The following is a 25,424-nucleotide window of genomic DNA, read 5'->3' on the forward strand; positions in this document are numbered from 1 at the left end:
TTCTAAGGATTGCTTAGTGCTACCAACACTAAGCTTTTCTTATTTATATTATATCAAATTTTCATAAAAAATAAACATAAATAATTTTTTATATTTAAGATTATTAACTGTTCAATAGTTAGAATTTTACGAGCTATTTTCTATCATAAATTATTCTCCTAACTCATTAAAAAATTTTGCAATACCATTTATCCCTCTTATAGCATTAATATCTGTAATTGCTGGATTGCTATTTGTATTATGACTATACACAAGTGGAAATATATCATATGAATTCATATGATGAAGCAAAGTACATGCTGTTTCATATGGTTTATCTACGCTTTCATCGCCCCCACCAACGACAATAACAGCACTTTTTTTAGGCTTTTTGATTGGAATCTCTTTACGAAAAAACTTTCCACAAAAATAAGTCTGAAGCCTGCTTCCAACACTCAACAATACTCCTGTTAATTCTGAAAAATAAATAGGAGATGCAATTAAAATATTATCGCATTCCTGTATATTCTTATAAATTTCCTGCATTTCGTCATCAATACAACAACCTTCATTTTCCCAACAAAATCTACAATCAACACATGGGTTTATTTTGCAATTATATGTATTAACTATTCTATACTCACGATTTAACTGATTAACCAGTTCATTTATCAAACTAGCAGTATCTCCGTCCTTCCTTGGAGAACCATTGAATATTAATGTTTTCATAATACCCTCATCTTCTTCTCCTTCACAAATTACTATTTGTCTATCACTCAAATTTGTTCCTACTTTTATTATAACATATTTTGTAAATATTACATATTAAACTCATTTTATCTTATTACTTACGATACAGTATTTTTACTTATAAAAATAGCCCTAACCAAGTTAAATCAATGGTTAAGACTATAAACCGCATTTACTTATAGGAAACTCCTTCTCACACTTGTTCGAAGGAGTAAGTTCTGCTAATCAAATATAAAATTTGGAGCCTTACTTATGGTATGGTTCTCCGTAACTACTCTAAGTGAGTTTTTCCATTTTATCCTTCTGGAATATTATAAAACTAGTCCTCAACAGCTATATATACATCCATATAGCAAATACCATCCTTCTCATATACCTTTTCAAAACAATGTATGATATCTTTACCTTTCTTATGATTATAACAATTTACCTCCATATATATCATAAGTGTCTTATATGCATTTGGAATAAGAGAAAATGGTTCAATAAAAGGTTCCTTAATAGTAATAATTGCATAGCGTTGTTCTTTTTGAGTTATAACTTCTAAGTTATTATTCCCTATTTCAAAATTTAGAGGTAAAATACATGCTGCCTCATATCCATGCATATTATACACATTGATTTGTTCCTGTGATACATATGGGAAATCCCATCCTATTATTTCTGGTTCATTAATTCCATTACTATTAGCCCAATCTTTTATGTGTTTTATAGCATCATCTTCCGGCTCTACACTTATTACTGCATATTTAACAAAAGCAAATGAGGTTACTTCTTCTACTCTAAGATTTGAATAAGCTTCATTAATCATATTTATATCTTCCCTAACTAACTTATCCATAGAGCATGAAAAAAGTTTGCATAATTCTATTACCTTATCCATTTCAGGATATGTGCCATCAAGTTCCCACTTCGAAACAGTTTGACGAGAAACTCCCATTTTCTCTGCCAACTCTTCTTGAGTCATTCCCTTATGCATTTTTCTTAAAAATTGAATATTTTGTCCAAAACTCATGTTATATACCCTCCTTTATATTCCGATAAACTTATTATAACGTAAAGTAGTCTTATCCTTACACCAACCTTTAATTTCTTTTATATCATTTTTAGCAACTTAAAGTTGCAATTTCTAATTTAAAATTATTGAGCAATTAATCGTATATAAATAATATTCTATAGAACCTTTACCTATCTAATATATGGACTTAATCCTATCACTTTACAATAACATAATTTATAAATATTACATATTAAACTCATTTTATCTACTTACTTGTGATACAGTGTTTTTACTTATAAAAATAGCCCTAACCAAGTTAAATCAATGGTTAATGCTATAAACCTCATTTACTTATAGGAAACTCCTTTTTACATTTGTTCAAAGGAGTAAGTTCGCCTAGCCAAATATAAAATTTGGAAGCTTACTTATGGTACGGTTCTCCGTATCACCTATAAATGAGGTTTTTCCATTTTCTTCTTCCGTATATATTCTACATCTTCGTAGTTGCTGCTACTACTTTCTCTCCCATAATTAACAATTCCTTTACCGCATCATATGTATAAAATCCACTATTAGACAAATAATAGTTTTGTGACTATTAAATGAGAAGGAGAGTAGTATGAATCTAATAACGAAAGGAAGTAAGATTATTATGGGAATTTTAAGTGGAAGTCCTCAAGATGAGCCTTTACATTATGGAGAAGTATTTGGACTATGGAGCTCTTTATCAGTTGCAAAAGGTGCATTAGACAGTTATCAAGTTTATATTAATCATACTGGTGACCAAGAGTTAAAAGCGTTTTTAAAACAAGTAATCGAATCATCAATCAAACCATCAATAAAAGAAATAGAGGAAGTATTACTACATAACGATATCGCGGTTCCACCCACACCAGCAGAACGACCTGAAGCAGACCTTGAACAAATTCCAGTTGGAGCGAGATTGCAAGATGCACAAATAGCGTATATAGTAGCTGCTGATATAGCAGCAGGTGTTGTAGCAAATAGTCAAGGAATGAGTCAATCAATTCGTGAAGATGTTGGATTATTATTTGGTCAAATGGGTGCAAAAAAAGCAAAAGATGGCGCAGCATTATTACAAATCATGAAAGATAAAGGTTGGTTAGTTCCACCACCACTTCATCATGAAACAAAACAACAATAATTAATAACAAGTTCCTAAAAAGGTAGAAAAACAGATAAAAATATCTGCTTTCTACTTTTTTTATTCTATAGGAAATTATAAAATTTTAAATCTGTGTATAACTCTATAAAGGTACAGAAACACACAGTCTGCGAAGCAGATTTTTTTATATTATTTAAATAATGTAAGGTGTTAGTTGTAGAAGAAAAGAAGGCGAATCCTAAAAATAATGGATTCGCCTAGAAATTAACCTTATCCTCTTTTTTGTACATTTAAATGGTGGAGTCGAATCTTATTGAACCACTTATTGCAAAAGACCTCAGTTACTTGTGGTACGGTTCTCCGTAACTTCTCTAAATGAGGTTTTCCTATTTTACTATTCTGTGTAAAGCCTCCATAATTACGATATAATTCTAAATCATAAATTACCTAGCTTTCTCTAATACTCTTACAAATCCTGATTTAATATACATACTTATTGATTTATCTAAGCAGGTAACCACTCTTATAGTCTTTTACTCTATAAAAATTTAATGATTCCTATAATAATTTCTGCTACTTAAATATAGTACCTCTATTTGATTACACATTAAATATCTGAACATTCCCATCTAAATCATCAAGTTTTTCTTTTGATTCTATATATTTAATACCTTGATTCTCATAAAATTTTATCCAAAAATTCACTGCTATCTTATTAGTTGATATTTGTACTATTCTATATTTTCCTTTACATTGATCTAACAAAATTCTAATTGCAGCAATACCTATACCCTTCTTTCTAAAACCCTTTAATATAAATAGCTCATGAATAACATAATCAATATCTTTTGGAACGTATTTTCCCTTATTAAAGAGAACAAAACCTGCCACTTCACCTTGATAAATTATAAAATAAGGAGTTAAATCCTCTGATTTAAAATATAATTCTAAACCATCATATTCAAATCTTCCCTCCTCATTAATTTTCAAATCAGCTGCAAACTCTGATAAATCGTGTAAATATATACTCATTAAATTCTCCAGCTTTGCTTTTGAGTCTACTGTTATTCTTTCTAGTTTTGTTTCATTTAAATTCATTTTATAAATCCCCCAACTAATTTGTTTTTAATTATACCTCTTGAAATAACTTAAATGTACTATATATTTGAATGTATTATTAAATGTAAATATTAGTTTATACCCGTCAAATGTTGTCTCATGATTTTCTTCAAAGTTACCCTGAGTATAATCATTAATAGTTTTTCTCCAAAACTTTTCTGCCCTTGGGTTTGTCCCTGATGGAGCCACATATAATCCCCATTTTCCTGAAAATTTATTAAATATCTGCTTTGCTGCAATGGATGCAATCTCTTTTCCCCTATATGGTCTTAATAAAAAGAACTCGTAAACGTAATAATCCATTCCTTCTGGTGCAAATTTACCAGTTGATACCAAGTCAAATCCAGCTGGTTTTCCGTCCACCATTATAATAAATGGAAATAGATAATTAGGATTTTCAAACCAAACATTTTGAACATCATATTGCTCAATTAATGTTTTTATAGGCTCATCCTCGTAAATCCCATATTCATTAGGTACATTTCCATAAATCTCTGATAAGTCATGTAAATACAATGGATAAATATTCTTTATAATCTTTGCCTGTTCTTCATTTGCCAAGACTACTTTAACCCCCAAAATCTCACCCTCCATCTAATAATATAAATTGAAAAATAAATAGCATGCTAATTTTAACTTTAATTAGCATGCTGATTATAAATAGGACATTATCTTTAATTTAAATTTAACTTACAATGTCTACTTAAAATCAGATAAGGTTTCCTTATATAACTCTATAAAAAATCATATCATTAATTTAAATAAACATTCAATTTCATAAATAGTTATGGCTTAATTATGCGCATAACTTCTTCTTCTCTCTTATAATACGTCTTATACTTTGCTCTGATAAGTAATACATCTGTGCTAACTTTCTTACACTCATACCATCATTATGTTTTTCAAAAATTTCAGCATTCCTATTTTTTAACATATATCTTGTACCACTTTTTTCTCCCCAAGCTTTATGACTATCATTTTTTCTTGGTATATAAACAAATTCTCCATCAACATATTCTTGTATGGCTTTTATCATCTCTTCTGGTAACACATTATTTCCATTAATATATTTCAACGTCTTGCTCTCCTCTATTTTTATAGATTTGATTGCAAAAACTACTGAAACTCAGTAATGTGCTAAAAGAACCTAAGTTAATTAACATCTATTTTAAAGCATTTTTTAAATTAGGCTCCTGCTAAAGCATTACTTTTTGTTTCATTATAGTCTTTGCAGGAGCAAGTTTTAAAACTTCTAAAAATCCTATTGATTTTCATAGTACCACCACCTTCCTTATGTAATTATATATCACTAGGTTTATATGGACAATATTGGTTGATATTACAAAATATTAATTTAAACATTGTATATTAGAACCATTTTATCTACTTACTTATGATACGGTATTTCTACTAAAAAATAGACTTAGGCAAGTTATTTCAATACCTAAGACTAAAAACCTCATTTACTTATAGGAAACTCCTTTTCACACTTATTCAAAAGAGTAAGTTCGCCTAGCCAAATATAAAATTTGGAGGCTTACTTATGGTACGGTTCTCCCTTAATTATCCTAAATCCTCTATATACTTGTTCTAGTAGCATAACCCTAAATAGTTGATGTGGAAAGGTCATCTTTGAAAAACAAAGCTTATAGTTTGCTCTCTCTAAAACTTCTTGTGATAAACCTAATGAACCTCCTATGACAAAGGCTAAGTTACTTTCACCTTTTATTCCTAAATCTTCTATAAAAAATGCTAGGTCCTCTGAGGATATCATTTTTCCTTTTAGATCTAAAGCTATAACAAACATATTTTCTTTTATCTGCTTTAATATAGCTTCTCCTTCTTTTGCTTTTATTTGAAGTTCCTCTTTTTTAGATGCATTATCTGGAGTCTTTTCATCAGAAAGTTCTACTATATCAAGTTTGCAGTATCTTTTTAATCTTTTTGAATATTCCTCTATGGCATCTTTTAAATATTTTTCTTTAATTTTTCCTACGGATATTATGGTTATATTCATTAATTTTCTCCCTTTAGAAATACTTAAGATTTTTTGATATATATATTATACTACAAATTTATTTAAATCATATTGACCTAAAACTCAAATAGTGCTAATATATTTTTAGCAAGTGAACCTTTAATTTTGACACAGAGATGTCAGTAAGGTGGTGTAGATATACTTGTATGATTGCGCCTTCCTTATTATGGATAGGTGTTTTTTTATGTCTTAAATTCTTATGAAAGATTTTAAAATTATAGTGATCATCTATGAGGTGATTTTTAATAATAGATGGTGACAAATGAATAAGTTTGATTACTTAAGACTATAGCTTTTATAGTAAAATTATTACCTTTAAAGCAGTCCTGTGAGACTGATAAGGTGTTTGGAAATTAACTCCATATATTCGTGCTTTAAAAATATACCAGGCTATATGGTTTTAACGTAGAAGATTCCAAATACCTCAAAATTAATATTGTGAGGTGTATTAAATGGTTGGAATTTTATATTTAGAGGATGGTAGCATATTTTCAGGAAAAACTTTTGGAAGAAAAGGAACTATCATTGGTGAGATTGACTTTGATAATTCAACATCAAAAGATAAAGGCGTACTAAAAAAAGGTTCTTCTATACTTATAAATAATAATCTTAAAGAAAGAAGTAATACTATTGATGAGTTTCATTCTAAAGGTATGATATTCAATGACATAAGTAGTAACTTTAAGGAACCCTCTGTTAAAAATAGTATTGAATCCATGCTTAAGGAAATGAATGTGTTAGGATTATATGACATTAATATGAAAGGAATTATAAAAAGGGTTGTTGATAAAGGATCCATGAAGTGTGTGCTAACTACAGAATCCCTTACAGTTAAAGAGTTTGAAAGCCTAGTTAGTCTAAGCTCATAGATTTAACTTAAAATATAAAAATAGATTTAACTTAAAGGACTTTCAAAGATTTATTGAAAGTCCTTTATTAATTTCTATTATTTTCCACAGCATTTTTTGTATTTTTTACCACTTCCACAAGGACAAGGATCATTTCTTCCTATTTTATTTTCATTAACAACTGTTTTAGATCCTCTCCAGTCCTTTTGTATCTCTTTTCTCTTTTCCTTTGAGAATATTCCTTCCCATTGAGGAAGTTCATATAGATACTCCGCTTTTGCATCTAGCATATTGAAATATAACTTTTCAAAATCTATTTTAAATTCAATTTCAGTGTCTTCGTCAATAACTTCTAAGTCTATCTCTTCAACTAAACTTTCATTTATTCCATCTACAAAGCCCATTACGAACTCTGGAGTTGTACCAAATTCTTTTGCTAAATCATCTATAGTTGTAGTAATTACATCTTTATGACTTGCAAGAATTTTTGTGTAAATACGTCTTTCAATGTCACTATACTCATCCCAAAATGCATCTTCACCTTTATGCTTTACATAATCTATAACCATGTCTGTCCATTGCTTATATAAACTCATATCCACCTGTCTCCCTCTTCTTCTTTTTTGTACTCCATATTTAAACTTATGGCAATAAAACATTTTATTCTATTACGCTATAAGCTATATTTTACTTTATTTTAATTTTGTAGTAAACAAGTTTTTTCTAATTTCTGCTTACAAATTAAAGATTTATTACCTTTATTTAGATACTTACTGTTTCTTTAGTGAAGAAACCTCTTCTTTACCAAAAGCTTTTGAAATATCAAAATTCCCTCCTAAAGATTCAGCATCTTTGCTATCTATAAGTATCTTGATTTTTCCCACAGAAGGGATTTGATCAAGTGAAGCTGCTATACTTCTAAGGATAGCTTCTTCCTTTGGAGCAGTCATAGTTACTATAGCTTCCTTACTAAGATTTACAAAAGCTATTCCATCCTTTATAGAAAAACTTAAGAGCCTAGTATCCTTAGGTAATACTGGTTTTAACTTTCCGTTTATTGAAGGTCCTTTTATCAATGAATTTACTATAAGTTGTCCTATTACCTCTTCTTTGGCTATTAAAACCTCTTCCTTAGCAATTTCTACATTTGACGGATCCTTTGAAGCATCAAAATAAATATCCAACTCAATATTGTTTTCTTTTTCAAATGGCAGCTGAATATTCTTTAACTTTTCTTTGTTGTTTATACTTAGTTTATCCTTTTTAGAACATCCTGCTGACATTAAGGCTGTAAAACAAAATACGATGCCTAAAGCTTTTTTAAATCCTTTATTCATATATCTCTCTTCTCCTAAATATTAATTAATAAAAGCGTCCTATTCCCTGGCCAAATGCATTTAAAAGGACTACCTTATTATATAATTATATCTTTATATAGCTGCTTGGCCTACTTCTATGAGCCATAGTTAAAGCTATATCCTTTTGAAGTTCAATATTATTTTCTCTTAGCACATTTATCACTGTTTGATATGCTAAATCTGGATAGTTATTAGTATGACTCAAATGACCTAATATTATTCTTTTATATTTATGATTCATCATATCTACTATAGCAGATCCACAATCATCATTAGAAAGATGACCTATACTACTTAAAATTCTTCTTTTTAAGTTATAAGGGTAAGGCCCAAATTTTAGCATCTCTATATCATGATTGCTTTCTAAAAGTATTACATCTGAATCTTCTATGTTCTTTTTAATATCCTCTGTAAAACACCCAAGGTCTGTAGCTACACTTACCTTCTTACCTGAAGAATGCACTGAGTATCCCACTGGACTTGCAGCATCATGAGGAATAGGATAATTTATAACATCCATATCCCTTATTGTAACCACATCTTTATCCATAACTTTTATGTTATGATCTTTTATCTTTCCAATAGAATTGGACATATTAAGCCAAGTCTTATTGTTTGCATATATAGGTATATCATATTTTCTTGACATTACTCCTATGCCTTTTATATGGTCTGAATGTTCATGAGTAACGAATATAGCGTCTAATTCCTTAGGATCTTCTCCTATTTCCTTAAGCGCAGCGTCTATGCTTTTACCAGGTAGTCCTGCGTCTATAAGTATCTTTGAATTTTCTGACGCCACAAATATACTGTTCCCACTACTTCCACTATATAAGGAACAAAATATCATATATATTTCCTCCAAACTAACTTATATAAGAGGCAACTATTCTTCTGCACTTTCTCTGTGTATTTTTGCTCCTAATCTTTGAAATTTAACTTCTATATTAGGGTAGCCTCTATCTATATGATCTAAACTATGTATCTCTGTTTTTCCTTCTGCTATTAAACCTGCAATAACCATAGCCGCTCCAGCCCTTAAATCCGTAGCTTTAACTATAGCACCTGTAAGTTTTTCCGCTCCATCTATTATAGCAGTTCGTCCTTCTACTTTAACGTTAGCTCCCATCTTTTTAAGCTCATCTACATGCTTAAATCTACTTTCCCAAATGCTTTCATTAACTATACTTCTTCCCTCAGCAGCACAAAGCAATGTACTCATAGGTTGCTGAACATCTGTTGGAAAGCCAGGATAAGGAGCTGTTTTTATATTTACGCTTTTCAATTTGCCTGTAGACTTTACAGTTACAGAATCATCCTGTTCTATAACCTCCGCACCCATTTCTATTAATTTTGCTGAAATGGACTCTAAGTGCTTAGGTATTACATTTTTGATAGTAACCTCTCCCCCTGTTGCTGCAGCTGCTATCATAAATGTGCCTGCTTCAATCTGGTCTGGTATAACGCTGTAATTACAACCACATAGCTTTTCCACACCAGTAATTCTTATTATATCCGTTCCTGCCCCTTTAACATTAGCTCCCATAGAATTTAAAAAATTGGCTACGTCTACTATATGGGGTTCTCTTGCTGCATTTTCAAGGGTAGTTACCCCTTCAGCAAGGGTAGCTGCTAACATCACGTTTATAGTTGCCCCAACACTTACTACGTCAAAAAATATATTTGTGCCTATAAGTCTGTCCGCCTTAACATTTACAGCTCCATGCTCAATCTTAACTGTAGCCCCTAAAGCCTCAAAGCCTTTTATATGTTGATCTATAGGTCTAACCCCTATAGGACATCCTCCAGGCAACTCCACTCTTGCCTCTTTGAATCTGCCCAATAAAGCTCCAATGAAGTAATAAGAAGCCCTCATTCTCCTTACATCTTCAGTACATGCATCTAAATTAGTTATATTTGAACTATCTATAGTTAAAGAATTAGTGTTAACTTTTATCTTACAACCTAAGGATTCTATTATTCTCTCCAAACAATGAACATCCTCTATATCTGGTATGTTATCAATAATGCAAGTTCCATCACTTGCCATTAAAGCTGCTGGTATTATTGCTACCGCTGCATTTTTTGCTCCACTTATGTCAATATCTCCAAAAAGACGATTTCCTCCATATACTATCAACTTTTCCATACATTTCACCCTTATTAATCATTTTTTATATGAACTCTCCGTAAATCTCTAAAATGCAAATCTTTTAATTAGTCAATTTTAATAAAAATAAATCTTCTATAATCTAAAATTCTATCTTAATATCTTAATTTAATTACAATATTCTTTATCTTAATTACATTTATCAATTAATGTGTCAAATGTTTTGTTTTCATAACTTTTATTATATCATAAATTAATATAACTTTAACATATTTTTTTGGCTATTACACAGATAATTAGTATATACCCAATTATAAAATTCTCTAATATATTTTAACCATAACAACTTGATAATACAAGCATAATTTAAAACTTAACTAATTAAATATAAAAATCCCCTTAGTTTATTATTGGTTTAATTTCCTTATACAATCAAAAAAGTAATTTTAATCCTATATTTATAAAAGAACTGTCATAACTAAAATCTTTAAGTTATGACAGTTCTTTTATTATTTCATACTTTCAAAGCTTCCACAGTCAGTACATTCAACTGTTTTTGCCATAGGCTCATGCTTTACTACTTCAATTTTGTTTAATGTACAGTAATTATCTTTCTTATAATGATACTTACACTCTGAAACTGCACATCCTATACTTTTATTAACTTCCATACTAATCCACTCCTTCAATCTTATATTTTAATTAGCAAGAGTACGATTATATTATTTGTATTTAAACTTATTATTATGCAACACTAATTTATACCATACTGTAACATAATAGCATACTTAAAAAGCCTTGAATATGGTATAATATAAAGAGTAACGCTATTATTTCTTAAACATTAAAGGTTAGGACTTTAAGGATTAAACCTATTAATATCTTTCTTAATTTCAGAGTCCATTAGGATTTAAATCTTAGCCAAAATTAAAAAATATATAAATTGGGGGACAAAAATGAAATATTATTTAGTAGCTCTATTTGATAAGGATTCATATAAATCCATAGAAGATATACAAAGAAATATAAGTAAAAAATATAAACTTTACAAAAATCTACCTACTCTTCATATAACCTTAGAAGTTATAGATGATCCTAATTTAAACAAGTTAGATGAAATACTTACAGATATATTAAAATCTTATAAACAGTTTAAAGTGGAAATAAGTGATGTAATTTGTTTTAATGAGCCCTATAAATCTGTAAATCTAAAAGTTGAAAACAAAGGATATATACAAAGACTAAACCGGGTTATAAATGACAAACTAAAATTACATGGTTTCAATGTAAGAAATAGAGCTTCTGAGTGGGATCTACATATTTCTCTTGCAAATACAAACTTTGCTTCTAGAGAATGGTCCAATCATGAATTTTTAAATGCATGCACTAAAGCTCAAAATGAAGGTTTTTATAAACTGGCAAAAATAGAGCGAATAGAACTTTGGAAACCTATTAACAATAAAAGGGATATGCTTATTAAAAGTTACCCCTTAAAGACATTTTTAGAGTAGTATTTTGCTAAAAATAATAATAAATAAAAAATTTCTTTCAGTAATCGTTTTCTGAAACTTTCAATTTTTATGATAATTAGTTACAATGTATTAGTGATTAAATTTCTATTCATAGAAAGGCGGCCTTGTTAAATGAATTTAGAACAATTGTTTAAGTTACAGAACGAACTGAATGAAAAAATTCTTGCCTGTAAACACTTAGATGAGGGCACTCTACATTCAAAAAAACTTTTAGCCCTATTAGTAGAACTAGGTGAATTAGCTAATGAAACTAAATCTTTTAAATATTGGAGTATTGCGAAGCCTTCTGAAAAAAATATTGTATTAGAAGAGTATGTAGATTGCTTACACTTTATACTAACCTTAGGCTTAGACAAACACTACACTCATATATCACCTAATATTAAACCAAATGACTATAGTATTACAGAGCAATTCTTAAATTTGTATGTAGATATAAACGATCTAATGGTTACATCTTCTATAGATCATTACACCACTCTTTTTGAGGACTTTTTAAGTTTAGGACTCAGCTTAGGATTTTCTATAGAAGAAATACAAATTACATATATAGAAAAAAATAATATTAATCATAAAAGACAAGAAAATAACTATTAACCATCTTCTCTACCTTTGGTAGAGTTTTTTTTTACTTTTTGGAAACAATAATAGAGAGGTGATATTAATGATTGGAATAATCTTCTCTATAGTTGCAGGATTAGCTATGAGTCTTCAAGGTGTTTTTAACACTAGATTAGGAGAAAAAATAGGACTTTGGGAAACTAATTTAATCGTTCAAGGCACTGGCCTTATACTAACTATTATAATAGTAATGTTCTTAGGAGATGGAAATATAAAGGAAATAAAATCAGCAAACAAGCTTTATCTTCTAGGGGGAGTATTAGGAGTTATAATTATATATACTGTAATGAAAGGTGTTTCTCTTATGGGACCAACTTACTGCATATCAACTATACTTGTGGCACAACTTTTAGGTGCAGCGGTTATTGATGCCTTAGGTTTATTTGATACTACAAAAATAAATTTTGGCGTTACCAAGTTTATAGGTGTTGCCATAATGATTGTAGGTATTATAATATTTAAGTGGAAAGGTTAATAATACTGGAGGTTACTATGAATTTATTTAATAATATACATAAATTGTGCTTTAATATAAAGTTTCTTACTAAATTACATTATAGAAATTTAAAAAATTATTTCAAAAAGTCCCTAACTCCCTTAGGGGAACCTATAGTCACAAATTCAGTGCATTGGATAGGTCACGCCTCTGTACTTATAAATCTTTATAATAATATACTAGTCACAGACCCTATAGTGGGGTCTTTAGTCCAATTTAAGAGGAAGGTCAAGCCTTCCATAAACTTAAAAAAGTCGGATATTGATTATATACTCTTATCTCATGGTCATATGGATCACATTGATTTCTTTTCATTAGCTAGAATGAATAAAAAAAGTATAGTTCTATGTCCAAAATCCTATGTAAAGCGTATTAAAACTATAGGATTTAATACTGTTATAGGTATATCTAAGGGTGAAACTTATGAAAACAATGACATTACTATAAAATGTATTGAAGCAAATCACGATGGAAGAAGATATTATTTGGGCAAAGACTATGAAAGCAATGCATATCTTATAACTTGCAAGGATAAAAGCGTACTATTTGCAGGAGACACTGCATTTACAGAGAACTTTAAAGGAGTTGAAAGTGATGTAGCTCTTATGCCTGTTGGCTGTTATCTTCCTGAAGGTTTTGATAAAATGCACTGCACTCCTCTTCAAAGCTATAATATGTACAAAATGATGAAGTCTAAAATGATGATACCCATTCATTATAATACATTCATATTATCCCTTGAAAAAGACGAAGACACATTAGATATACTAAAAAATATAAAAGATGAAACAATAAATATAATAAATATAGGTCAAACTATTCCCATATAACAAATTAAATCTAAAATTCTATATTTTATAAATTATCTTAAAATTTTTAGATTTATAACCATTATGTTCCTCTATAGATTCTATCAATATTTGTAATCATAAGTTATAATGTAATCATAACTATGAATATTAAGGGGGATTTGATTATATGGATTTTAAACAAATAGAAGCTTTCATATCTGTTGCAAGACTTAAAAGTTTCTCAAAAGCAGCAAATAGTATATACTTATCTCAGCCCACTATTAGTTCTCACATATCTAGCTTAGAGAAAGAACTAAGTGTACAACTATTTGATAGAAATTCAAAAGAGGTAAACTTAACTCCTGCTGGTAGGTGTTTTTTAGATTATGCTTTAGATATAATAAATATAAGAAATAATGCTATAACAAACCTCTGTGACTTTAATAATACAATTTGTGGTACCTTAAATATATCTGCTAGCACCACTCCATGCAATACTATTGTACCAGGACTTATAAATATGTTTAGCCAAAAGTATCCTGAAATCACTTTTAACATAAACGAAAAAAGTTCTGGAGAAATAATTGAAGATATAATAGACTTGGAATGTGAAATAGGACTTGTTGGAAATGTAGGTAAAAATGATAAAATAAAAAACTATTGTCTTGTAGAAGATGATCTAGTTTTAATATCAAATCCGTCCATGAATATTCCCGAGGAAATAAATTTGGAAGATTTATCAGATTATAAATTTATAATGAGAGAGAAAAACTCTGCTACCAGAAAAACCTTTGAGGAGGGTATTGCAGCGAAGGACTTTCCACTGAATAAAGTAAATGTGATTTGTGAAGTAAACAACCTTGATACATTAATACAATTTGTAAAAACGGGAACTGGCGTAGCTATAGTCTCAAAGGATGTCGGTCTAGATTATGTTCAAGCTGGTAAGTTAAAAATGACTAAGATAAAAGGTCTGGACTTAAAACGTTACATATATCTTGTAATTAATTCAAAAAGAACTTTAACTCCTACTGCTAGAGCCTTTTTCAAATTTTGTGTTAAAGAATTTAATATTAATGACTTCTCTTTATAAAAAATAAAAAATCTCTGTCTATGTTGTTTTTAACCAACACACTAGACAGAGATTTTTTATTTGTAATAAGGATACATTTTTCTGCATATGTCATATTATATATATTGTAATGCTAAAAGGGAGTTTTTACATGTTTTCATTTAAGAATAAAATTGATTTTAGATTAAAACAATCCTTGGAAATGAACATATACAAAAACTACAGAGTTATAATTCAATGTAAAAATCTTCAAAAGAACATAGAGAAAAGAATCCAATCTGGAGGTGGCAAGGTAATAAGATATATAAATCATTGCAATATAATATCTGCTAGCATATCGTCTAATTTAATAAGAAGATTATTAGAATATCCTGAAGTTGAATTTATCACCTTTGATAGTTTTGCTTTTCTTTGTGGAAGAAGCGTAGTATCGTCTAACAGAGCTTATATAGGGGATAGCTATAAACTTACAGGGAAAAATATAGGTATAGCTTTAATAGATAGTGGTGTTTACCCTCATCCTGATCTTTTAATTCCTAGAAATAAGATTAAAGTTTTTGTGGATATGTTAGAAGGTTATAAATATCCTTATGATGATAACGGTCATGGTACCTTTATAGCTGGTCTAATTTCAGGCAGTGGTCAAATGTCAGAGGGAAGATTTAGAGGTATTGCAGAAAATTCTGATCTTTATTGCTATAAAGTATTTAATTCTATGGGCAGAGCTTATGTTTCTGATATATTATCTGCTATAGATGATGCTTTGGGTAGGAGCTCAAAGGATAATATTAAAATTTTATGCTTACCCTTTGAAATATTAGAACATGATAATTTTATAAACAACTGTTTTTCTGTTTCCTTTAAATGCTGTATACATAAGGGCATATTTCCTGTAGTTCCATCAGGTAGTATAGAATGCAAAGAGGAAACTATGATGGGACTTGCCCTTATAAAAGAATGTATAACTGTAGCTGGAATAGATATAAGTAATGAAATTAAAGAGTTCAAGTACTCCTCTTCCAATGGTAATAGAAAGCTAGATAAGCCCGAAATTGCAGCTAACTGTGTTGATTTATGTTCATTAAATACAAATAAAAATTATATCTCGGAGAGAGCTGGTAAAAAACTATATCCCCAAACCTTAGAAGAACCTTATACTTCTTATAGCGGTACATCTTGTGCTGTAGCATATATATGTGGGATATGTGCACTATTATTAGAAAATAATCCTTCATTAACCTTTAAGGATCTTATATCTTTAATAAAAGTATCTTCTGAATTAGTACCGATTTCAAAGTCTGTTCAAGGAAACGGTGTTATAAACATAAATAAACTCCTACCTTAAAAAAACCTATTCAACTATACCCAGCAGATAAAAAATAGGCTGTAGTTATAATAAAATATCTACAGCCTATTAAAATTAATAACCTCTTTCAATATCTACAATGTTTAGTAAATCTTCTCCCTTTGAGTATCTTTTTAAGTTTTCGTAAACTGTGTCAAATCTCCTATTATTCCTCTCTTCAGACATCCAAGAATTATGGCAGGTTATTATAACATTGTTCATATCCCATAATTCACTATCTTTAGGTAAAGGTTCTGTTTCGAAAACATCTAATGCAGCTCCCATAAATCTTCCTTTGTTTAATTCTTCTATAAGACTTTTTTCATCAATTATGCTACCTCTAGCTACATTTATTATTACAGCATTATCTTTTATAACCTGTAATCTTTCTTTATTTAATAAATGATGAGTATCTTTTGTATAAGGTATAGTTACAACCACCACATCACTTATAGATAGCATCTTATTAATCTCTTCTTTTTTATAACATTTGTCAAAGTATTGAACATCTCTTCCATCAGTATTCATACCTATAGCCTTTATCCCAAAGCCTTGTAACCTTTTAGCTCCTTCTTGTGCTATAGTTCCAGTGCCTATAAATCCTACAGTCTTTCCATATAACTCTAGTATAGAAGTATCCATCTTCCACTTTTTATTCATTCTATTTTTAAATACATCCATTCTCTTTTTATATAATTCAAGAATATTTAAAACTATCCATTCACCCATAGGTATGCTATATCCACCTCTGTTGTTTGTTACTAGTATATCCTCTTCAATAACCTTGTCCTTAGGTAGTTGATCTATACCTACGCTAGATAGCTGTATCCATTTTAGATTTTTCATTTCTTTTATATCTAGAGTTTCAAAAGGATTATAACAAATTAACGCCTCTACCTCTTCAAGCTCTTTGTCATATGTCAAACCCTCTTCTTTTTTGAATATTATATGGTAACCTAAATCCTTGATCTTTTCTACTTGATCTTTTCCATAATTATATGTAATCAAGCATTTCTTTAAATTATTTACCATAAGCTAAAACTCTCTCCCTCCACATAATATAGTTAACTACATTTTACCTTTTATAAAAGAGAGTTCCAATATTAATTTTTAATTTTCTCTCTATGTAAATTTGTTTACTGCTTCATTTCTATAGCTTTTAAAACTATTTTATGTAATTTATTGGGTTTTCAGCCTTTCCATTTAACCTTAACTCGAAATGAACATGGGGACCAGTACTTCTACCTGTATTCCCTATCTTAGCTATAACATCGCCCTTTTTAACAGTATCTCCTTCTTTTCTTGTTATAGAGCTACAATGTCCATAAAGAGTCTCTATACCTTTACCATGGTCTAGCTTTATATATTTTCCATATATATTATCATAGCCTACCTTGTTTACTTTACCATCTAATGCTGCATTTATTGGCTCTCCTATGTTACCAGCTATGTCTATTCCATGATGCCTTTCATTTTTCCACCTAGATCCAAAATTCGAAGTTACAGAACCTCTTGAAGGCTTTTGTAAAAATGCCATATTAGTTCCTAAGGGATTTTTGCTTCCTTTAACAATAATTTTATTTTTAGGTGCTTTTATTACCTGCTCTTTTATCTTACTTTCAGACATTACTTTTGAATTGGTAATTCTCACTTGTTTTTCTATAGATTTCTGTCCTTCTTCTCCAGAATCTTCTACCTTAACCTCTCCCATATAATAATCTTCACTAGTAATTATGGTAGTAGGTGCAGGAATATTCTCTATTTCTTTTATGCCATAGATTATATCCACAGATATAATGGGTTTTTCTCTATTACTGTCTATCTCTCTTATTATTTTGTATAAGGCCTCTGGATCTTTTATTTCAGATTTATATGCCTTATAAGGTACATATGCTATGTCATTTATTATTGATGTACTAATCAAATCCTCAGTTTTTATGTTGTTTATGCTTATATAATATTCTTTTATAAGTGTAAAAAAATTATCCACTTCATCCTTATCTCTAAGTATACCTATACTCTTTCCATCAATTTTTAAAAGTATACAATCTATTTCCTTATCTAAACTGGCTTTTATGTTGTCTATTATGCTATCATAGTTATTTAGAGAACTCTTTTTAGCTAATGCCCTTTTAAATTTTATATTTCCCTCTATCTCTATATTTTTATTTTCTTCAATTACTTTATTATAGACATCTATAACTTTATTTTTACTTTCGGAATAAGCAACGCACCTATCTTCAATATAAGCTGCATACACTAACTTGTATTCAGACCACTTATATGAAGCTAAAAAAACTATTGTAACCACAAATATAAGAAGGAAAGTCTTAATAAATTTAATACCTTTACTGTCCATCTTATTACTTCCTTTCTATATCTCATAAACAGAGTTCTTGACTTTAGAGGGAGTTTTTAGTCCATCTAAAGCTTAGAAATCGTTATCCAGGGACGTAGCCGCTCTTTATTCCCACTTTGAAGAATATGGTAGCATTAGAGCGGATGGTCATAGGATAAAGAGTTTTAAGGATATACTTCATTATTTTTCATGCTAACGCATTCTCCTTTAATCTAACCACTTTAAAGTAAAAATATTCATGGACATAATATTTTGTGTTACTATTTACATAAACCTTACTTTACTATAAAATTATTAAAGCAACCTAAAATGGTATTGTAATGAGAAAGGTTGGGATTTAATGAGTACCTTCATGCTTAAAAATTCGGCTTTAAGCACTACCCCTGTAAGCAATATTTTCATAGAAAAACATATGCCAAAAGCTAGGGGTGAATTTATAAAAGTTTATTTATTATTACTAAAGTATAGTGTATCTGGAGAGATTGGAGTTAACTCTACCATTCTAGCTTCTGCTTTAAACTTGTTAGAGTCAGATATTATGAATGCTTTAAATTACTGGAATGATGAAGGTGTTCTAAGGCTTATCCCCATAGATAAAATGGGGAATTTTAATGTGGAATTTGTTAATCTTGGAGAGGAACAAGAAAGTTCAAAAGTAAGCCTACTGGAGGAACTAAACAATTCTTCTGTAAAAGATATGTTACAGGAGGTAGAAAAGCTCTTAGCTAGACCTTTATCTCCAAAAGAAATGTCTACTTATATAAGTTGGGAGAGAGATCTAAATTTTTCTCTTGAGATGATACTTCTACTTATTCAATATTGCATATCAAAAGGTAAATCTGATTATAGGTATTTTGAAAAGGTAGCTTTGTCTTGGTTTGATTCCAATATAAAGACTATAGATGATGCTCAATTATATATAAAAAGACATGAAGAGAAGTGGAATAAATATAGAAGAATACTTAATTATCTAGGTATAAAAGATGCTGATATAATGAAACCTCAAGAGGAAATGCTAAATAAATGGGTAAATCAATACAATTTTCCTGTTGAGATTATCGAAAAAGCTTGTTCTATCTGTTTTGAAAGGTTAAATCGTGCAGACTTTAAATATATTGATGGCATACTTAATAGTTGGCATAAGGATAATATAAAAACCTTACAGGATATTTCAGAAAAGGATGCTAGAAGAGTAAATTATAAGAAAACTAATAACTATAATAATAACAATAAAAACAGCACATTTAATAACTTTGATCAAAGAGTCTACAACTTTGATGAGTTAGAAAGAAAATTGTTAGGATGGGATAAGGATGATTAAGGGATATCAAGAGTCTGTAATGAAAATATATGAAAATATAAGAGAAGAGGAAAATCAGGCTCTCCAAAAAAGAAGAGCAGAGATTAAAGAGAAGGCTCCTAAAATATTGGACATTGAAAATAAAATTGGCAAACTTTCCATAGAATTAGCTATAAGTGCTATGAAAGACATAGAAAATAGGGATGAGTATTTAATAAGGCTTAGAGAATCTATAACAGATCTTAGAGTTAAAAAATCCGAAATGTTAGTAAATTTAGGATATAATATGAATTACTTAAACCTTCATTATAGATGCCCTAGATGTAAGGATACAGGGTTTATAGGTGCTGAAAAATGTATTTGCTATAAACAAAAATTAATTCAACTTCACTATAATGACTCTCAATTAGAGGAACTTACAAAGATTAATAATTTTAAGACCTTTGATTTTAATCTTTATCCTAACTATAGAATAGGAAGCGAAAAAGATACACCTAGAAAAAATATAGAAAAAATATATAATAAATCTTTAGCATATATAGATAGATTTAGATATCATAATGACAATCTTTTGTTTTATGGAAATTCTGGCACAGGAAAAACTTTCTTATCTAACTGTATAGCCAAGGAATTATTAGATAAGGGATACTTAGTAGTTTATAGAACTTCTGATGAGTTGATGAAAAATCTTAAAGATTTAAGATTTAATGAAAATAAAAACTTAGATCAGCTTATATTTAACTGTGATTTGCTTATAATAGATGATTTAGGCTCAGAGTCTATCACTGATTTTACTAGAACGGAGTTTTTTAATCTTTTAAATAAAAAATTATTAAACAAGAAGAAAATGATTATATCTACTAATCTTACCCTAGAACAACTTCTTCAAAATTATTCTGAAAGAATAACTTCTAGACTCTTAGGAAATTTTGATATAAACAAATTCTACTGTGAGGACATAAGAGTTTCAAAAAATTTAAATAAAATAATATAAAAAAAAGACTTCTAAAATTAGAAGTCTTTTTTTTGGAGCTGGCAATAGGAATCGAACCTACAACCTGCTGATTACAAGTCAGCTGCTCTACCGTTGAGCCATGCCAGCAAATTTGGCGACCCAGAAGGGACTCGAACCCTCGACCTCCGGCGTGACAGGCCGGCACTCTAACCAACTGAGCCACTGGGCCATATATAGTGGTGGGAACAACAGGGATCGAACCTGTGACCCTCTGCTTGTAAGGCAGATGCTCTCCCAGCTGAGCTATGCTCCCACATTATGGTGACTCCTAGGGGAATCGAACCCCTGATACCACCGTGAAAGGGTGGTGTCTTAACCGCTTGACCAAGGAGCCAGGTTTATTAAGTTTTATATGGCGACCCAGAAGGGACTCGAACCCTCGACCTCCGGCGTGACAGGCCGGCACTCTAACCAACTGAGCCACTGGGCCATATATAGTGGTGGGAACAACAGGGATCGAACCTGTGACCCTCTGCTTGTAAGGCAGATGCTCTCCCAGCTGAGCTATGCTCCCACATTATGGTGACTCCTAGGGGAATCGAACCCCTGATACCACCGTGAAAGGGTGGTGTCTTAACCGCTTGACCAAGGAGCCATATTTCACTTTTGTCTAGTCGCTTTATTTGCAAACCTGACATAGACTATAATACATAAAAAATCTTCCTATGTCAACATATTTTTTTAAAATTATTTTATTTTTGTTTATTTTTTAGGAAAATGTGGCTTTATAGCTGTTTTAAACTCATAAAACCACATTAAATCTCATAAACCTTAATTTTTACATTTTTGAAAGTTCCACTAATGCGCAACCTTCTATAGCTGTTATTTCATTTTCTCTGCAAAAATCTATTATTTCTTTGCTTTCTGCTCCTGGTTGAATAAGTATATATTTTATACCTACCTCTTTAGCTTCCTTTACTACGTTTATACCCTTTGATGGATGTATACAAAGATCTAACACATCAACAGCATAAGGTACATCCTTAACACTCTTATAAACCTCATTACTTTCAGACTTAGGGTTAACCCCTTTTACGTTATAATCTGAAGCCTTTAACCTATTTAATATCTTATATGCAAATTTGCTTTGGTTTAAAACATCTCCAACCACTACCCAATTTTTATATTTCATAAAATCCTTAGCTTGCATAACACTACACACCTCCAAATAATTAGAATATTAATTAAATTATATCTTACTTACAAGGATTTATGTTTAAAGATAATGTTAAATTTTATAATAGTTGTAGTCTTTATTATTTACATATTGTAAAATTAAATTCATAACTATAAAAAGGTGGTTAAAATTATGAGAGTTGGGTTAGGTCAAATAGATATAGCTTGGGAAAACAAGGGTGCAAACCTGTTAAAATGTGAAGATTTTCTTAAAAGAGCTAAAGATAACTCTATTGAGCTTTTAGTGTTTCCTGAAATGACACTTACAGGATTTTCAATGAATATAGAAAATATAGCAGAAGGTCCTCCTAAACAATCTCCATCAGTAAAATGGTTCTCTGAAAAGGCTATAGAGTATAATATAAATATCGCTTTTGGATATACAGAAAAATGTGGTGAAAAAGGACTAAACAATTTAGTTATAATATCAAACAAAGGTGAAGTTTTAAGCAAATACTCAAAGCTCCATCCTTTTTCATATGGCGAAGAATCAAATTATTATATAGCTGGAGATTCTTTTACCCTAACCAAATTAAAGGATTTTGTTGTAGGAAGTACAATTTGCTACGACTTGAGATTTCCAGAGCTTTATCAGGTTTTAAGTAAAAAAGCTGAACTTATATTAGTTATAGCTAATTGGCCTGAAAAAAGAAATAACGCCTGGATTACCCAGTTAAAATCCAGAGCTATGGAAAATCAATGTTATATAGTCGGTGTGAACAAAGTGGGGTTCTTTGGAAGCAATTATTATTCTGGGGATTCTATGATAATATCACCTTTAGGGGAAGTTCTGAAAAGCTTATCCCATAGTGAAGATTTAGTTTATGAAGACATTAATATAGAAGAAGTAACAACTCTAAGAGAAAACTTTGCATTAAAAAAAGATAGAAGAAATAACCTTTATATAAAAGGACTTACTTCAGATATTGCTATAATCAACGAAGGAGAGGTTTCTCATGATGTATCATGATATTTTAATAATAGGTGGAGGTGCCTCTGGCATATTTGCCTCCATAGTTGCTAAAGATTTTGGTAAAGATATAGCCATTATTGAAAGTAGTGATAGAATAGGCAAAAAAATTCTAACTACTGGTAATGGTAGATGCAATATTACTAACAATACTATAAAAAAACCATACTTAGCTTACCATAGTGAAGAAAATGAATTTTTTCACTATGTACTAGACAGCTTTACTGTAGAAGATACTGTAAATACTTTTTACTCTATGGGATTACCAATTATAAACTTAGAAGGTGGTAAAATGTACCCTATGTCACTACAAGCCACTTCAGTGTTAGATATATTAAGAATGTCCCTAGAGGATAAAAACATACCTGTATACCTAGGAAATAAAGTAAATAAAATAACATCCTCAAAAAAAGGATTTTTAATAAAAACTAATTCTGAGGAAGAGTTTTCTTGCAAAAGTCTAATAATAGCAACAGGAGGTAAGTCAGCAGCAAATACAGGTTCTGATGGTTCTGGATACAAATTAGCTGAAAGTCTAGGCCATAGTATAATTACTCCTGTACCTGCCTTAGTTCAATTAAAACTGAATTATAAAAATCTAAAGGCTTTATCTGGTATAAAGTTTGACGGAAAGGCTTCTATCTTGTTAGATGATAAAATTATAAGAGAAGAGATAGGCGAAGTCCTTTTTACAGATTACGGTGTTTCAGGGCCACCTATACTACAATTAAGCAGAATAGCTTCTAAGGGATTAAATAAAAATAAAGAAGTAAATATAACTATAGATATGATGCCTAATACCTCAAAAGAAGAGCTAACTATATTTTTAGAAAATCACTGGGGTCTTTTTTCTTATAGAAGTATCTATGAATCTTTTATAGGCATAATAAACAAAAAACTTATACCTATATTCTTAAAGGAATGTGGTATATCAGATATCCATACTCCCTGCTATCAGCTAGATTGGAAAGAAAGAGATAGATTAATTAATACGCTAAAGTGCTGGAAGTTTAAAGTTATTGATACAAATTCTTTTTCAAGCTCTCAAGTTACCGCTGGAGGAGTGAATACAAATGAGATATCTCCTGTAACTTTAGAATCCAAGATTGTAAAAAATCTATTTTTCTGTGGAGAAATAATAGACGTGGATGGTGACTGTGGAGGTTTTAACTTACAATGGGCTTGGAGCTCCGCAGCTGTAGTAGCTAAATCAATATAATAAACCAAACAAAAACTACTGGATTTTTGACTAAGTAATCCAGTAGTTTTTAATATATTTATTATATTTAAAATAAGAAAATAACTCCTACTGTTTTTTCCAAAATGTCTCTAAGAGTGTAAGTTCTTTTCCTTCCTCATCAAATATTCTATGTATACAGTACATGGAATCATCTTTATCCTCCACTTGAACCTTAGAATTTATACTATGACCATAGGTTGTCTCTTTTTGATATGTTACCTTTACTCTCTCTAATCTATATTTTAGTATCACATCTAAAGGTACTGCTTCTATAGCCCAGGAAATATATTTTGCATTATTAACATGCTTATTGGTATCTATGTCACTATATCTTATAGTAAAACTCTGCTCATGATCTACTCTGCTTAGCTCATTTATATCATCTATATGTAGCTCTTCTTTACAATTTTCATCAATTTCATAAACCTCATAAAATCTTTTTAAAATCTTAACAGGTCTTCTCTTTTTAAAATTAATTAAAAACCATATAGATTTGGCAGTACCTATTACTTGTCCCTTATCATTACAAATTTCATGCTCTCTAAAGGCATAGAATTTTTTTAAGGAAAAAGCACTAGTTTTAACAGTTATTTTATCACCATATGTAGGAAATTCTTTTATATCAATATCCCATTTATATAGCACCCAAGCAACCTCATTTTTCATAAGATAGTCAATGCCTACTCCTAGTTCTTCACTTTGATAAGTTGCCACATCTCCCAAAAAATTCACTAGGGATGTTATAAGAGCTTTTCTATTATAATCTATATCATGATAGTATATTTCATATTGTTTTTCTGTAATAACACCTCTCACTTAAACCCCTCCTAGAAATACTAAAAAATAAGTCCTTATAAATACAAAGGTGATTTACCCAAATCTGATTATCTTTTAAAGATTTAAGGCAAATCACTTATTGTTAACTTATATTAAATTCTACTATGCATTAAGAGCATTCAGTAATTCTTCTACATCAAACCCATGTACCATAGCAGCTTCTTCTAAAGTTTCCATTTGGGATGCTGGACATCCAACACAACCCATACCAAAACTCATTAAAACCTCAATAGTTTCTGGATATTGTCTAACTATTTCTCCTATTGTCATATCCTTTGAAATTTCCATGTATATCAACTCCTTTTTCTTAAAGAATATAATATCTTATTATACCCCTCAGAG

The 25,424-nt window shown here is 30.0% G+C and carries 28 protein-coding genes and 7 tRNA genes; 12 read left to right on the forward strand and 23 right to left on the reverse strand.

The window, feature by feature from the left end; translation table 11 throughout:
• Positions 1-150: 150 nt before the first annotated feature.
• Together KQI89_RS11115 and KQI89_RS11120 are read right to left on the reverse strand one after the other, a co-directional pair.
• A complete protein-coding gene (locus KQI89_RS11115) occupies positions 151-759 on the reverse strand; it encodes a flavodoxin family protein (RefSeq protein ID WP_246583078.1) in 609 nt (202 codons plus the stop codon).
• A 289-nt stretch (positions 760-1,048) separates the two neighbouring features.
• Positions 1,049-1,744, reverse strand: coding sequence for a helix-turn-helix domain-containing protein (locus KQI89_RS11120; RefSeq protein WP_216457132.1), 696 nt, complete (start codon positions 1,742-1,744; stop codon positions 1,049-1,051).
• Between the two features lie 604 nt (positions 1,745-2,348).
• Between KQI89_RS11120 and KQI89_RS11125 the strand changes: the two genes are divergently transcribed.
• Positions 2,349-2,894, forward strand: coding sequence for a DUF3231 family protein (locus KQI89_RS11125; RefSeq protein WP_216457133.1), 546 nt, complete (start codon positions 2,349-2,351; stop codon positions 2,892-2,894).
• Positions 2,895-3,455: 561 nt separating this feature from the next.
• On the opposite strand, the gene KQI89_RS11130 is transcribed toward KQI89_RS11125, so the two are convergent.
• The 4 genes from KQI89_RS11130 to rlmH all read right to left on the reverse strand — a co-directional run bounded on the left by KQI89_RS11130 (position 3,456) and on the right by rlmH (position 5,991).
• A complete protein-coding gene (locus KQI89_RS11130; RefSeq protein WP_216457134.1) occupies positions 3,456-3,953 on the reverse strand; it encodes a GNAT family N-acetyltransferase in 498 nt (165 codons plus the stop codon).
• A gap of 27 nt (positions 3,954-3,980) precedes the next feature.
• Positions 3,981-4,553, reverse strand: coding sequence for a GNAT family N-acetyltransferase (locus KQI89_RS11135; protein WP_246583079.1), 573 nt, complete (start codon positions 4,551-4,553; stop codon positions 3,981-3,983).
• 217 nt (positions 4,554-4,770) lie between these two features.
• The gene (locus KQI89_RS11140; protein ID WP_032121109.1) at positions 4,771-5,049 is read right to left on the reverse strand and encodes a CD3324 family protein; all 279 of its coding nucleotides are present in this window, start codon (positions 5,047-5,049) and stop codon (positions 4,771-4,773) included.
• Between the two features lie 462 nt (positions 5,050-5,511).
• The gene (rlmH, locus tag KQI89_RS11145; protein ID WP_216457136.1) at positions 5,512-5,991 is read right to left on the reverse strand and encodes a 23S rRNA (pseudouridine(1915)-N(3))-methyltransferase RlmH; all 480 of its coding nucleotides are present in this window, start codon (positions 5,989-5,991) and stop codon (positions 5,512-5,514) included.
• Between the two features lie 473 nt (positions 5,992-6,464).
• On the opposite strand from rlmH, the gene KQI89_RS11150 reads away from it, so the two are divergent.
• Positions 6,465-6,881 carry a carbamoyl-phosphate synthase domain-containing protein gene (locus KQI89_RS11150; protein WP_216457137.1) on the forward strand — a complete coding sequence of 139 codons (417 nt, stop codon included), beginning with the start codon at positions 6,465-6,467 and terminating at the stop codon, positions 6,879-6,881.
• 77 nt (positions 6,882-6,958) lie between these two features.
• On the opposite strand, the gene KQI89_RS11155 is transcribed toward KQI89_RS11150, so the two are convergent.
• The 5 genes from KQI89_RS11155 to KQI89_RS11175 form a co-directional block, all read right to left on the reverse strand.
• A complete protein-coding gene (locus KQI89_RS11155) occupies positions 6,959-7,456 on the reverse strand; it encodes an SEC-C metal-binding domain-containing protein (protein ID WP_216457203.1) in 498 nt (165 codons plus the stop codon).
• Between the two features lie 174 nt (positions 7,457-7,630).
• Complete coding sequence (locus KQI89_RS11160; RefSeq protein WP_032123377.1) at positions 7,631-8,197, reverse strand: GerMN domain-containing protein; 567 nt, start codon at positions 8,195-8,197, stop codon at positions 7,631-7,633.
• An 85-nt stretch (positions 8,198-8,282) separates the two neighbouring features.
• Entirely contained in the window at positions 8,283-9,068 is a 786-nt protein-coding gene (locus KQI89_RS11165; RefSeq protein WP_032123376.1) for an MBL fold metallo-hydrolase, read from the reverse strand.
• A 36-nt stretch (positions 9,069-9,104) separates the two neighbouring features.
• Entirely contained in the window at positions 9,105-10,367 is a 1,263-nt protein-coding gene (locus KQI89_RS11170) for a UDP-N-acetylglucosamine 1-carboxyvinyltransferase (RefSeq protein WP_032123375.1), read from the reverse strand.
• Positions 10,368-10,837: 470 nt separating this feature from the next.
• On the reverse strand, positions 10,838-10,999 hold the full coding sequence (locus tag KQI89_RS11175) for a DUF1540 domain-containing protein (protein ID WP_216457138.1): 162 nt from the start codon (positions 10,997-10,999) through the stop codon (positions 10,838-10,840).
• 285 nt (positions 11,000-11,284) lie between these two features.
• On the opposite strand from KQI89_RS11175, the gene KQI89_RS11180 reads away from it, so the two are divergent.
• The 6 genes from KQI89_RS11180 (at position 11,285) to KQI89_RS11205 (ending at position 16,185) form a co-directional block, all read left to right on the forward strand.
• Positions 11,285-11,839, forward strand: coding sequence for a 2'-5' RNA ligase family protein (locus KQI89_RS11180; protein ID WP_032123374.1), 555 nt, complete (start codon positions 11,285-11,287; stop codon positions 11,837-11,839).
• Between the two features lie 132 nt (positions 11,840-11,971).
• Positions 11,972-12,457 carry a dUTP diphosphatase gene (locus KQI89_RS11185; RefSeq protein WP_216457139.1) on the forward strand — a complete coding sequence of 162 codons (486 nt, stop codon included), beginning with the start codon at positions 11,972-11,974 and terminating at the stop codon, positions 12,455-12,457.
• Between the two features lie 67 nt (positions 12,458-12,524).
• Entirely contained in the window at positions 12,525-12,956 is a 432-nt protein-coding gene (locus KQI89_RS11190) for a DMT family transporter (RefSeq protein WP_032123372.1), read from the forward strand.
• A gap of 17 nt (positions 12,957-12,973) precedes the next feature.
• Positions 12,974-13,807 (forward strand): MBL fold metallo-hydrolase, encoded by an 834-nt coding sequence (locus KQI89_RS11195; protein WP_216457140.1) that lies wholly within the window; start codon positions 12,974-12,976, stop codon positions 13,805-13,807.
• 148 nt (positions 13,808-13,955) lie between these two features.
• Positions 13,956-14,861, forward strand: a complete 906-nt coding sequence (locus KQI89_RS11200; protein ID WP_216457141.1) for a selenium metabolism-associated LysR family transcriptional regulator — start codon at positions 13,956-13,958, stop codon at positions 14,859-14,861.
• Between the two features lie 130 nt (positions 14,862-14,991).
• Positions 14,992-16,185 (forward strand): S8 family serine peptidase, encoded by a 1,194-nt coding sequence (locus KQI89_RS11205; protein ID WP_216457142.1) that lies wholly within the window; start codon positions 14,992-14,994, stop codon positions 16,183-16,185.
• A gap of 75 nt (positions 16,186-16,260) precedes the next feature.
• Here the strand turns inward: KQI89_RS11205 and KQI89_RS11210 are convergent, their stop codons facing one another.
• Together KQI89_RS11210 and KQI89_RS11215 are read right to left on the reverse strand one after the other, a co-directional pair.
• A complete protein-coding gene (locus tag KQI89_RS11210) occupies positions 16,261-17,217 on the reverse strand; it encodes a phosphoglycerate dehydrogenase (protein ID WP_216457143.1) in 957 nt (318 codons plus the stop codon).
• Between the two features lie 133 nt (positions 17,218-17,350).
• Positions 17,351-18,544, reverse strand: a complete 1,194-nt coding sequence (locus KQI89_RS11215) for a peptidoglycan DD-metalloendopeptidase family protein (protein WP_216457144.1) — start codon at positions 18,542-18,544, stop codon at positions 17,351-17,353.
• 340 nt (positions 18,545-18,884) lie between these two features.
• Between KQI89_RS11215 and KQI89_RS11220 the strand changes: the two genes are divergently transcribed.
• Positions 18,885-19,865 carry a DnaD domain protein gene (locus tag KQI89_RS11220; RefSeq protein WP_032123367.1) on the forward strand — a complete coding sequence of 327 codons (981 nt, stop codon included), beginning with the start codon at positions 18,885-18,887 and terminating at the stop codon, positions 19,863-19,865.
• A complete protein-coding gene (locus KQI89_RS11225; RefSeq protein WP_032123366.1) occupies positions 19,858-20,838 on the forward strand; it encodes an ATP-binding protein in 981 nt (326 codons plus the stop codon). Before KQI89_RS11220 ends, KQI89_RS11225 begins: the two co-directional genes overlap by 8 nt.
• A gap of 33 nt (positions 20,839-20,871) precedes the next feature.
• On the opposite strand, the gene KQI89_RS11230 is transcribed toward KQI89_RS11225, so the two are convergent.
• From KQI89_RS11230 to KQI89_RS11265, 8 genes are all read right to left on the reverse strand, one after another.
• Positions 20,872-20,946 (reverse strand) — tRNA-Thr (locus KQI89_RS11230).
• Between the two features lie 5 nt (positions 20,947-20,951).
• Positions 20,952-21,028 (reverse strand) — tRNA-Asp (locus KQI89_RS11235).
• 8 nt (positions 21,029-21,036) lie between these two features.
• Positions 21,037-21,112, reverse strand: a tRNA-Val gene (locus tag KQI89_RS11240).
• 6 nt (positions 21,113-21,118) lie between these two features.
• Positions 21,119-21,193 (reverse strand) — tRNA-Glu (locus tag KQI89_RS11245).
• A gap of 19 nt (positions 21,194-21,212) precedes the next feature.
• Positions 21,213-21,289: transfer RNA gene (locus tag KQI89_RS11250), tRNA-Asp, on the reverse strand.
• An 8-nt stretch (positions 21,290-21,297) separates the two neighbouring features.
• Positions 21,298-21,373 (reverse strand) — tRNA-Val (locus KQI89_RS11255).
• Positions 21,374-21,379: 6 nt separating this feature from the next.
• Positions 21,380-21,454: transfer RNA gene (locus tag KQI89_RS11260), tRNA-Glu, on the reverse strand.
• A 183-nt stretch (positions 21,455-21,637) separates the two neighbouring features.
• A complete protein-coding gene (locus KQI89_RS11265) occupies positions 21,638-22,009 on the reverse strand; it encodes a CoA-binding protein (RefSeq protein WP_216457145.1) in 372 nt (123 codons plus the stop codon).
• 159 nt (positions 22,010-22,168) lie between these two features.
• Between KQI89_RS11265 and KQI89_RS11270 the strand changes: the two genes are divergently transcribed.
• Positions 22,169-23,005, forward strand: coding sequence for a nitrilase-related carbon-nitrogen hydrolase (locus KQI89_RS11270; RefSeq protein WP_216457146.1), 837 nt, complete (start codon positions 22,169-22,171; stop codon positions 23,003-23,005).
• Positions 22,995-24,224, forward strand: a complete 1,230-nt coding sequence (locus KQI89_RS11275) for a BaiN/RdsA family NAD(P)/FAD-dependent oxidoreductase (protein WP_216457204.1) — start codon at positions 22,995-22,997, stop codon at positions 24,222-24,224. The genes KQI89_RS11270 and KQI89_RS11275 overlap by 11 nt, the downstream gene beginning before the upstream one ends.
• 87 nt (positions 24,225-24,311) lie before the next feature.
• Here the strand turns inward: KQI89_RS11275 and KQI89_RS11280 are convergent, their stop codons facing one another.
• Both KQI89_RS11280 and KQI89_RS11285 read right to left on the reverse strand, forming a co-directional pair.
• Complete coding sequence (locus tag KQI89_RS11280) at positions 24,312-25,061, reverse strand: acyl-[acyl-carrier-protein] thioesterase (RefSeq protein WP_343216357.1); 750 nt, start codon at positions 25,059-25,061, stop codon at positions 24,312-24,314.
• A 123-nt stretch (positions 25,062-25,184) separates the two neighbouring features.
• Complete coding sequence (locus KQI89_RS11285; protein WP_032123361.1) at positions 25,185-25,370, reverse strand: DUF1858 domain-containing protein; 186 nt, start codon at positions 25,368-25,370, stop codon at positions 25,185-25,187.
• Positions 25,371-25,424: the final 54 nt, after the last annotated feature.

Origin of the sequence: Clostridium simiarum, from assembly GCF_018919175.1 — a bacterium.
Classification (GTDB): Bacteria; Bacillota; Clostridia; order Clostridiales; family Clostridiaceae; genus Clostridium_L; species Clostridium_L simiarum.

Coding starts and splice junctions, on each gene's coding strand:
- KQI89_RS11150 (WP_216457137.1), top strand. CDS start 6,465: ATGGTTGGAATTTTATATTTAGAGGATGGTAGCATATTTTCAGGAAAA.
- KQI89_RS11215 (WP_216457144.1), bottom strand. CDS start 18,544: ATGGACAGTAAAGGTATTAAATTTATTAAGACTTTCCTTCTTATATTT.
- KQI89_RS11225 (WP_032123366.1), top strand. CDS start 19,858: ATGATTAAGGGATATCAAGAGTCTGTAATGAAAATATATGAAAATATA.
- rlmH (WP_216457136.1), bottom strand. CDS start 5,991: ATGAATATAACCATAATATCCGTAGGAAAAATTAAAGAAAAATATTTA.
- KQI89_RS11190 (WP_032123372.1), top strand. CDS start 12,525: ATGATTGGAATAATCTTCTCTATAGTTGCAGGATTAGCTATGAGTCTT.
- KQI89_RS11210 (WP_216457143.1), bottom strand. CDS start 17,217: ATGGTAAATAATTTAAAGAAATGCTTGATTACATATAATTATGGAAAA.
- KQI89_RS11155 (WP_216457203.1), bottom strand. CDS start 7,456: ATGAGTTTATATAAGCAATGGACAGACATGGTTATAGATTATGTAAAG.
- KQI89_RS11285 (WP_032123361.1), bottom strand. CDS start 25,370: ATGGAAATTTCAAAGGATATGACAATAGGAGAAATAGTTAGACAATAT.
- KQI89_RS11165 (WP_032123376.1), bottom strand. CDS start 9,068: ATGATATTTTGTTCCTTATATAGTGGAAGTAGTGGGAACAGTATATTT.
- KQI89_RS11120 (WP_216457132.1), bottom strand. CDS start 1,744: ATGAGTTTTGGACAAAATATTCAATTTTTAAGAAAAATGCATAAGGGA.
- KQI89_RS11180 (WP_032123374.1), top strand. CDS start 11,285: ATGAAATATTATTTAGTAGCTCTATTTGATAAGGATTCATATAAATCC.
- KQI89_RS11265 (WP_216457145.1), bottom strand. CDS start 22,009: ATGCAAGCTAAGGATTTTATGAAATATAAAAATTGGGTAGTGGTTGGA.
- KQI89_RS11160 (WP_032123377.1), bottom strand. CDS start 8,197: ATGAATAAAGGATTTAAAAAAGCTTTAGGCATCGTATTTTGTTTTACA.
- KQI89_RS11175 (WP_216457138.1), bottom strand. CDS start 10,999: ATGGAAGTTAATAAAAGTATAGGATGTGCAGTTTCAGAGTGTAAGTAT.
- KQI89_RS11130 (WP_216457134.1), bottom strand. CDS start 3,953: ATGAATTTAAATGAAACAAAACTAGAAAGAATAACAGTAGACTCAAAA.
- KQI89_RS11125 (WP_216457133.1), top strand. CDS start 2,349: ATGAATCTAATAACGAAAGGAAGTAAGATTATTATGGGAATTTTAAGT.
- KQI89_RS11195 (WP_216457140.1), top strand. CDS start 12,974: ATGAATTTATTTAATAATATACATAAATTGTGCTTTAATATAAAGTTT.
- KQI89_RS11275 (WP_216457204.1), top strand. CDS start 22,995: ATGTATCATGATATTTTAATAATAGGTGGAGGTGCCTCTGGCATATTT.
- KQI89_RS11205 (WP_216457142.1), top strand. CDS start 14,992: ATGTTTTCATTTAAGAATAAAATTGATTTTAGATTAAAACAATCCTTG.
- KQI89_RS11220 (WP_032123367.1), top strand. CDS start 18,885: ATGAGTACCTTCATGCTTAAAAATTCGGCTTTAAGCACTACCCCTGTA.
- KQI89_RS11270 (WP_216457146.1), top strand. CDS start 22,169: ATGAGAGTTGGGTTAGGTCAAATAGATATAGCTTGGGAAAACAAGGGT.
- KQI89_RS11200 (WP_216457141.1), top strand. CDS start 13,956: ATGGATTTTAAACAAATAGAAGCTTTCATATCTGTTGCAAGACTTAAA.
- KQI89_RS11185 (WP_216457139.1), top strand. CDS start 11,972: ATGAATTTAGAACAATTGTTTAAGTTACAGAACGAACTGAATGAAAAA.
- KQI89_RS11170 (WP_032123375.1), bottom strand. CDS start 10,367: ATGGAAAAGTTGATAGTATATGGAGGAAATCGTCTTTTTGGAGATATT.